Annotated in this window: 2 protein-coding genes; one reads left to right on the top strand and one right to left on the bottom strand. The window is 68.9% G+C overall.

Going from position 1 to position 615, the window contains the following annotated elements; translation table 4 throughout:
- Positions 1-221 (top strand): hypothetical protein (locus tag FJO69_RS07760; RefSeq protein WP_205714589.1); only part of this gene is annotated, 221 nt, incomplete at its 5' end.
- Between the two features lie 10 nt (positions 222-231).
- Here FJO69_RS07760 and FJO69_RS07755 read toward each other — a convergent pair.
- Positions 232-615, bottom strand: a 384-nt coding sequence (locus FJO69_RS07755; protein ID WP_277872289.1) for an IclR family transcriptional regulator domain-containing protein, incomplete at its 5' end; no start/stop codon positions are given.

Below are 615 nucleotides of genomic sequence, written 5' to 3'. Positions count from 1 at the left end.
TTCTTGAAGCGCGCCGCTTCCCCATCCGCTACCGAGCTCGCTACGTGAACGGCCAACTCAACATGTGCTTGGCCCGAATCGAGCGATTCTCCTCCAACGGGCTTGGCATGGCAATGCGTGCCTATGTGGAAGAACTGCGCGCTCGGGCATTGCAGCTCAACGAGCGGCAAGACGGTCTGTGGCACGGCAATGACTATGTGATCGCGGTCGAACCGATGTAGCACAACGCGGCTAGAGCCGTCGGGTGAGCGCGTCCGCCGCGGACAGCAGGTCGGCGGCCCATCGGACCCCCGGGCGGCGGCCCATCCGGTCGATCGGGCCGGACACCGAGATGGCAGCGATCACGACGCCCCGGCCGTCGCGCACCGGCGCCGACACGCTCGCCACGCCAGGCTCGCGTTCGGCCACGCTTTGCGCCCAGCCGCGCCGGCACACCTCGGCCAGCGCTCGGGCGCTGAACACCGCCTTTGGCAATACGGCCGCTTGGGTGGCGGCGTCGGTGTGGGCCAGCAACACTTTGGCGCCCGAGCCCGCGGTCATCGGCAACCGTGCCCCGACCGGGACCGTATCGCGAAGGCCCGCAGCTGGTTCCAATGCGGCCACGCAGACCCGCGA

The organism is [Mycoplasma] falconis (assembly GCF_006385795.1).
Classification (GTDB): Bacteria; Bacillota_I; Bacilli_A; order Mycoplasmatales; family Metamycoplasmataceae; genus Metamycoplasma; species Metamycoplasma falconis.
Note: the sequence above shows the minus strand (reverse complement) of the source record. Positions and strands in the feature narration are given on the sequence as shown.